This window comes from Achromobacter sp. 2789STDY5608621 (assembly GCF_001299375.1).
Classification (GTDB): Bacteria; Pseudomonadota; Gammaproteobacteria; order Burkholderiales; family Burkholderiaceae_B; genus Achromobacter; species Achromobacter insuavis.
The window spans coordinates 81,041-87,120 of sequence record NZ_CYTU01000028.1 but is presented as its reverse complement, the minus strand read 5'-3'; the positions used below and the strand labels follow the sequence as shown (position 1 = coordinate 87,120).

The following is a 6,080-nucleotide window of genomic DNA, read 5'->3' as shown; positions in this document are numbered from 1 at the left end:
AAGACGCGGGGGGCGGGGGGGCTTGGGGGGAGCGGGGCTACGATTGCGGTCCGGAGCGTTCGCTCCGGACTGCCCCTGCCTCAACCTCGTCCGCCTTCGGCTCCCTTCGGTTTCCGTTGGGCGCATCTACACGCCCCGCTCCCCCCAAGCCCCGCCACCCCCGGCTCGGTCAGCTGTACCTTCACGGGCGCTGGGGGAAAGCGGTGTGCTTGGCGTTTTGGCCCAGGATGGGGCTGGGGGGAGGGTCTTGCGGGGTCGCCAAAGGCGGCCGCGCGGGCGGCCTTCTTTGGCGTTTGAGGGGGTTGCGTGGGGGCGGTGCCGGGCTGGATGCCGGGTGTCGGGCTAGCGCAGCTGTTGGGGCTGCGCTGTGGGTGCTCTCGCCGCTTGCTTACTTCGCGGCTTCGGTTTGCGCTTCGGCCGGTTTCTTTTTCTTCTTCTTTTCGGGCAGGGCCAGCATGGTGCCGCGGCACGGCGGGGTGCCGCAGAGGCACTTGTAGCCTTCCTTCAGGGCCTTGGTGATGCGGCCGTCTAGGACCAGGCCGTAGTCGTAGGAGAGTTCGGTGCCGCGCGGGATGTCGTTCAGGGCGACGATGTAGACGCGCTTGCCGTGCTTGCCTTCCTGGGCTTCGCAGTTGGGCTCGCAGGAGTGGTTGATCCAGCGGGCGTCGTTGCCCTGGTCGCCGCCGTCGATGACGCGGCCGGAGCTGAGGGCGAAGAAGAAGGTGTGGAAGGGATCGTCGGGATTGGTGGGGTGGCGACGGTCGGCTTCCTTGGCGCTGATGCGGGCGCCGCCGTACTCGATGATGCGGGTGCCTGCGGGGATCTTGCGGGCGGCGAAGACGCCGTTGCCGTGCAGCTTGGAGCGGCGCACGACGTACCAGGGCTTGATGGGGGTGTCTTCGGTGGTCATTGAGTGGCAAGTGTGGCGGTGAGACGAAACAGAATTATATCGGCGCGCTCATGACACGATGACAGGCGTATAGTGAGCGCCGCCTCGTTTCTTTGTTCACCTGCACCATGATTGTCCGTCCGCGTCCTTCCGCGCTGGCTCTGTTCTTTGTCTTGCGCGGTTCCATCATTCCCCGCATCTTCAGCCGCATCCTGGTGATCACCGTGCTGTCGTGCGTGGTGGTCTGGATGTATCACCGGCAATGGTTCTCGCCCACGCACCTGTCGGCGGTGCCGTTCTCGCTGTTCGGGCTGGCGCTGTCGGTGTTCATGGGGTTTCGCAACAACGTCTGCTATGACCGCTGGTGGGAAGCGCGCAAGCAATGGGGCGACCTGATCGTGCAGGCCCGCAGCCTGGCGCGCGAGAGCGCGGTGCTGCTGGCGGCCAGCACCGCCAATCCGGTGCAGGAGCGGCTGGTGCGGCGTTGCATCGGCTTCGGCTATGCGCTGGCGGCGCGGCTGCGCGACCAGGACATGCTGGAAGCGGTGCGGCCCTGGGTGCAGCCCGAGGAACTGGATACGCTGGCCGGCAACCGCAACGTGCCGGACGCGCTGCTGATGGCGATCAACCGCGACCTGGCGGCCTGTCTGCGGCGCGGCGAATTGACCGACATCCTGTACCAGGGGCTGACGCAGCGGGTGGCGCAATGCGCGGCGATCCAGGCGGCCTGTGAGCGCATCAAGTACACGCCGACGCCGTTCGCCTATTCGCTGCTGCTGCATCGCACGGCCTGGTTGTTCTGCCTGCTGCTGCCGTTCGGGCTGGTGGGCACGCTGGAATACCTGATGCCGGTGGCGGTCACCATCATCGCCTATACCTTCTTCGGGCTGGACGCGCTGGGCGACGAGCTGGAAGACCCGTTCGGCCTGGAGGAAAACGACCTGCCGCTGTCGGCCCTGGCGCGGGTGATCGAGATCGACCTGCTGGACGGGCTGGGCGTGCGGCCGCTGCCCGAGCCGGCGCAGCCGGTGGACTGCGTGCTGCGCTGAGCGCCAGGATTCAGGTCGTCGGCCCGTTCAGCGGCAGCATGGTTTCCTTCAGGCGCCGCAATACGAAGCAGGATTTGCTGTGGCGGATGCCGGGGATGCGATACAGCTGCTCGCGCAGCAGCCGCTCGTAGTCGCGGGTGTCGCGCACGGCGATGCGGATGTAATAGTCGTAGTCGCCCGACACCAGGAAGGCTTCCAGCACCTCCGGAATCTGCGCCAGCGCCCGCCCGAACTCATAGAGCGTTTCCTCGCTGTGGCTTTCCAGGGTCACGTGGACGATGACCGTGTCCATGAAGCCCAGGCTGGCCGGGTCGATGTCGACCGTGTAGCCGCGGATGACGCCGGCGGCCTCCATGCGCTTGATCCGGTTCCAGCACGGCGTGGACGACAGGCCGACCGCCGCGCCGATGTCGTTGAGGCTGGCGCGGGCGTTCTCTTGCAGGGCGCGCAGAATCGCCAAATCAAACTTGTCCAGGTTCATTTTCTTTGATTCCTCCGATCCAAAGATAAATTTACTGCGTTTGCCGGCAATTCGTGGAAAAGAAGATAAATATTCTCCCGGATTCCCAATAAGATGGATAGCATGAACGATCGCCTGCACCCCTCCGTCGCCGCCGCGCTTGCCGCCCCTGAAACTCCCCCCGCCAACGGGGCCAGGATTCTGCTGGAAACGCTGATCGCGCACGGCGTGGACACCGTGTTCGGCTATCCCGGCGGCGCCGTGCTGCCGCTGTATGACGCGCTCTATGCCGAGCCGCGCCTGCGCCACGTGCTGGTGCGCCACGAGCAGGCCGCCGTGCACGCCGCCGAGGGCTACGCCCGCACCACCGGCCGCACCGGCGTGGTGTTCGTGACCTCCGGCCCCGGCATGGCCAACACCACCTCGGGCCTGCTGGACGCCATGTGCGACTCGATCCCGGTGCTGTGCATCAGCGGCCAGGTCGCCACCAGCGCCATCGGCACCGACGCCTTCCAGGAATGCGACGCCATCGGCATCTCGCGTTCCGTGACCAAGTGGAACACCCAGGTGCGGTCGGTCGACGACGTCGCCGCCGTCACCGCCCGCGCCTTCGAACTGACGCGCCAGGGCCGGCCCGGCCCGGTGCTGCTGGACTTCCCCAAGGACGTGCAGCTGGCCGTGCCGCGCGATGCCGACGGCGACGACGACACCCCGTCGCAGCAGAAGCTGGCGGCGCTGCGCGCGCGGCGCCAGTCGGGCAAGCTGGCGCCCAAGCTGCCGCAGTCGGCGGTGCGCCGCGCCGCCGCGCTGATCGCCCAGGCCAAACGCCCCATTTTCTACGGCGGCGGCGGGCTGGTGAACGCCGGCCCCGAGGCCTGCGCCGCCTTCACCGAACTGGTGCGCGCCAGCGGCGCGCCCTGCACCCTCACGCTGATGGGCCTGGGGGCGTTCCCGGCCTCCGATCCACAGTTCGTCGGCATGCTCGGCATGCACGGCACCGTCGAGGCCAACCTGGCCATGCACAACGCCGACCTGGTGGTCTGCATCGGCGCCCGCTTCGACGACCGCATCACCGGCAAGCTGTCCGAGTTCTGCCCGCATGCGCGCAAGATCCATATCGACATCGACCCCGCCTCCATCAACAAGGTGGTGCGGGTGGACGTGGCCCTGGTGGGCGACTGCCTGCCGCTGGTGCGCGCCCTGCAGGCCGAGCTGGGCGGGCCGCTCGATGCGGCCCGGCTGGCGCCGTGGTGGGCGCGGGTGCAGGCCTGGCGCGCGCAGGACTGCCTGGGCTACACCCCGGCGGCCGACGCCATCCTGCCGCAGCACCTGATGTCGCGCCTGAACGCGGCGCTGGCTGGGCGCGACGCCATCGTCTCGACCGACGTCGGCCAGCACCAGATGTGGGCCGCGCAGTACCTGCGCTTCGACCAGCCGTACCGCTGGCTCACCTCCGGCGGCGCCGGCACCATGGGCTACGGCGTGCCGGCCGCCATCGGCGCGCAGGTCGCGCATCCGGACAAGACCGTGGTGTGCGTCAGCGGCGACGCCTCGGTGCTGATGAATATCCAGGAACTGTCCACCGCCATGCAGCACCAGGCGCCGGTCAAGGTCGTGCTGTGCAACAACGGCTACATGGGCATGGTGCGCCAGTGGCAGGAACTGATCCACGGCGGCCGCTACAGCCACAGCTACAACGCCTCGCTGCCCGATTTCGTGGCGCTGGCGCGGGCCTTCGGCTGGGGCGCGGCGCGGGTCGAGGACCCGGCGCAGCTGGACGCGGCGCTGGCCGAATGCCTGGCGCACGACGGCCCCTACTTCCTCGACGTGGCGGTGACGGCGCAGGAGAACTGCTTCCCCATGATGCCGGCCGGCCATGGCCACCACAAGATGATGCTGGCCGAAGGCGTCTGGTACCAGGACGAGACGACCTGAGCCGGCGGCGATTGCCGGGCAGGCGGACCTCCCACGCGGGGCCGCCGGAATGACGAAGGGGCCCGCAAAGGGCCCCTTCGCTTTTGCCGCACGGTCAGAACTGGATTGACAGGCCGCCGTCGACGACGAGCACGTGCCCGTTGACGTAGGACGCCGCCTTGGACGCCAGGAACACCGCCGCGCCGGCGATCTCTTCCGGCTCGCCCCAGCGCCCGGTCGGGTTGCGCGCCGCGATGCGCGGGCCGACCGCGGGGTCGGCCACCATCTGCGCATTGGTCTCGGTGGCGAACGTGCCCGGCGCGATGGCGTTGCTGGTGATGCCGCGCCCGCCGAACTCCGCCGCCAATGCCCGCACCATGCCGGTCAGGCCCTGCTTGGCGGCCGGATAGACCGCGTCGCCGGCGCGCGCCAGCTCGCCCACCACCGAGGTGATGGCGATCAGGCGGCCGCCGCCCTGGCGCGCCATGCGCTCGGCGGCGTGCTTGGCCAGCAGGATGCCGGCCACCAGGTCGGTGTCGATCAGCTCGCGGATTTCGGCGGCGCTGGTGTCGGCCAGCGTCTTGCGGTTGCGCGCGCCGACGTTGTTCACCAGGATGTCCAGGCGGCCATGCTCGCGGTCGATGCGCTCGAAGGCCCGCGCCATGGCGTCGTCGTCGCTGACGTCGAAGGCCAGCGCGTGCGCGTCCAGGCCATCGGCGCGCAGCGTGGCGGCGGCGCTTTCCGCGGCCTGCTCGTTGCGGCCGTTGATCAGCACGCGCGCGCCGCTGCCGGCCAGCGCGCGGGCGATACAGAAGCCCAGCCCGCGGGCCGAGCCGGTCACCAGCGCGACCTGGCCGCTCAGGTCGAAGTTGCGCAGATAGGGCAAGGAAGTCGTCATGGTCGCGGCTCGGTTCATTCGCGGAATTCGGGCGCCCAGTGCAGCAGCCGCCGTTCCAGCCAGGTGACGCAGTACACCAGCGCGATGCCGACGATGGACAGCAGCGTGACCGCCGCGAACATGTCGGTGGCGTTCAGTGTAGCCAGCGCGGTGATCATCAGGTAGCCCATGCCGGTGGTGGAGCCGACGAACTCGGCCAGCACCACGCCGATCAGCGCGAAGCTGATGGCGTTGGGCAGCGCGGCGAAGGTCCAGGCGGCCGCGGTCGGGATGCGCACGCGCCACAGGATCTGGCGCGGCGACCCGCCCAGCGTGCGGCAGAAGTCCACCAGCTCGCGCTCGACGCTGCGCCCGCCCTTGTAGGTGTTGAAGAACACCAGGAAGAACACCACGAACCACGAGGTCACCACCTTGGACGCCAGCCCCAGGCCGAAGAACATGGTGATGAGCGGCACGAAGGCGATGCGCGGCATCGAGTTGAAGGCCACGATGAACGGGTTGAACACGTCCGCCAGGAAGCGGCTGCGGCTCAGCGTCATGCCGACGATGAAGCCGCTGCCCACGCCCACCACCAGTCCGACCAGCGTGGCCTGCAGCGTCAGCCACAGGTGCGGCCAGACCGAGCGCGGGCCGGGTTGCAGCCATTCCCACAGCCGCACCGCCACGCGCGAGGGCTGGCTGATGAAGAACGGATCGAACAGCGTGTTCTGGGTGAACCACGGGATGCGCGTCAGCGTTTCCCAGGAGCCGAGGATGAGGGCCAGGATCAGCACCTGCCACAAGGTGATGCGCATGCGCCGCAGGGCGCTGGCGCGGCGGTCCAGCCGCAGCTGGTCCTGCAGGGTATCGGTGAATTCGGGAGCGGTCATG

At 68.8% G+C, this 6,080-nt stretch carries 6 protein-coding genes; 2 read left to right on the top strand and 4 right to left on the bottom strand.

Features of this window, described 5'->3' with window-relative positions:
- Window positions 1-388 precede the first annotated feature (388 nt).
- A complete protein-coding gene (locus AOZ53_RS22535; RefSeq protein WP_054433829.1) occupies window positions 389-910 on the bottom strand; it encodes an SET domain-containing protein in 522 nt (173 codons plus the stop codon).
- Between the two features lie 107 nt (window positions 911-1,017).
- Here AOZ53_RS22535 and AOZ53_RS22530 point away from each other — a divergent pair, with 107 nt between their 5' ends.
- Complete coding sequence (locus AOZ53_RS22530; protein ID WP_054475394.1) at window positions 1,018-1,938, top strand: bestrophin family protein; 921 nt, start codon at window positions 1,018-1,020, stop codon at window positions 1,936-1,938.
- A 10-nt stretch (window positions 1,939-1,948) separates the two neighbouring features.
- On the opposite strand, the gene AOZ53_RS22525 is transcribed toward AOZ53_RS22530, so the two are convergent.
- Window positions 1,949-2,419, bottom strand: a complete 471-nt coding sequence (locus AOZ53_RS22525; protein WP_054433830.1) for an Lrp/AsnC family transcriptional regulator — start codon at window positions 2,417-2,419, stop codon at window positions 1,949-1,951.
- A 93-nt stretch (window positions 2,420-2,512) separates the two neighbouring features.
- Between AOZ53_RS22525 and ilvB the strand changes: the two genes are divergently transcribed.
- Window positions 2,513-4,333, top strand: a complete 1,821-nt coding sequence (gene ilvB / locus AOZ53_RS22520; RefSeq protein WP_156333485.1) for a biosynthetic-type acetolactate synthase large subunit — start codon at window positions 2,513-2,515, stop codon at window positions 4,331-4,333.
- Window positions 4,334-4,427: 94 nt separating this feature from the next.
- On the opposite strand, the gene AOZ53_RS22515 is transcribed toward ilvB, so the two are convergent.
- Window positions 4,428-5,210 carry an SDR family oxidoreductase gene (locus AOZ53_RS22515; protein ID WP_082380403.1) on the bottom strand — a complete coding sequence of 261 codons (783 nt, stop codon included), beginning with the start codon at window positions 5,208-5,210 and terminating at the stop codon, window positions 4,428-4,430.
- 14 nt (window positions 5,211-5,224) lie between these two features.
- Complete coding sequence (locus tag AOZ53_RS22510; protein ID WP_054433832.1) at window positions 5,225-6,079, bottom strand: ABC transporter permease; 855 nt, start codon at window positions 6,077-6,079, stop codon at window positions 5,225-5,227.
- Window position 6,080: the final 1 nt, after the last annotated feature.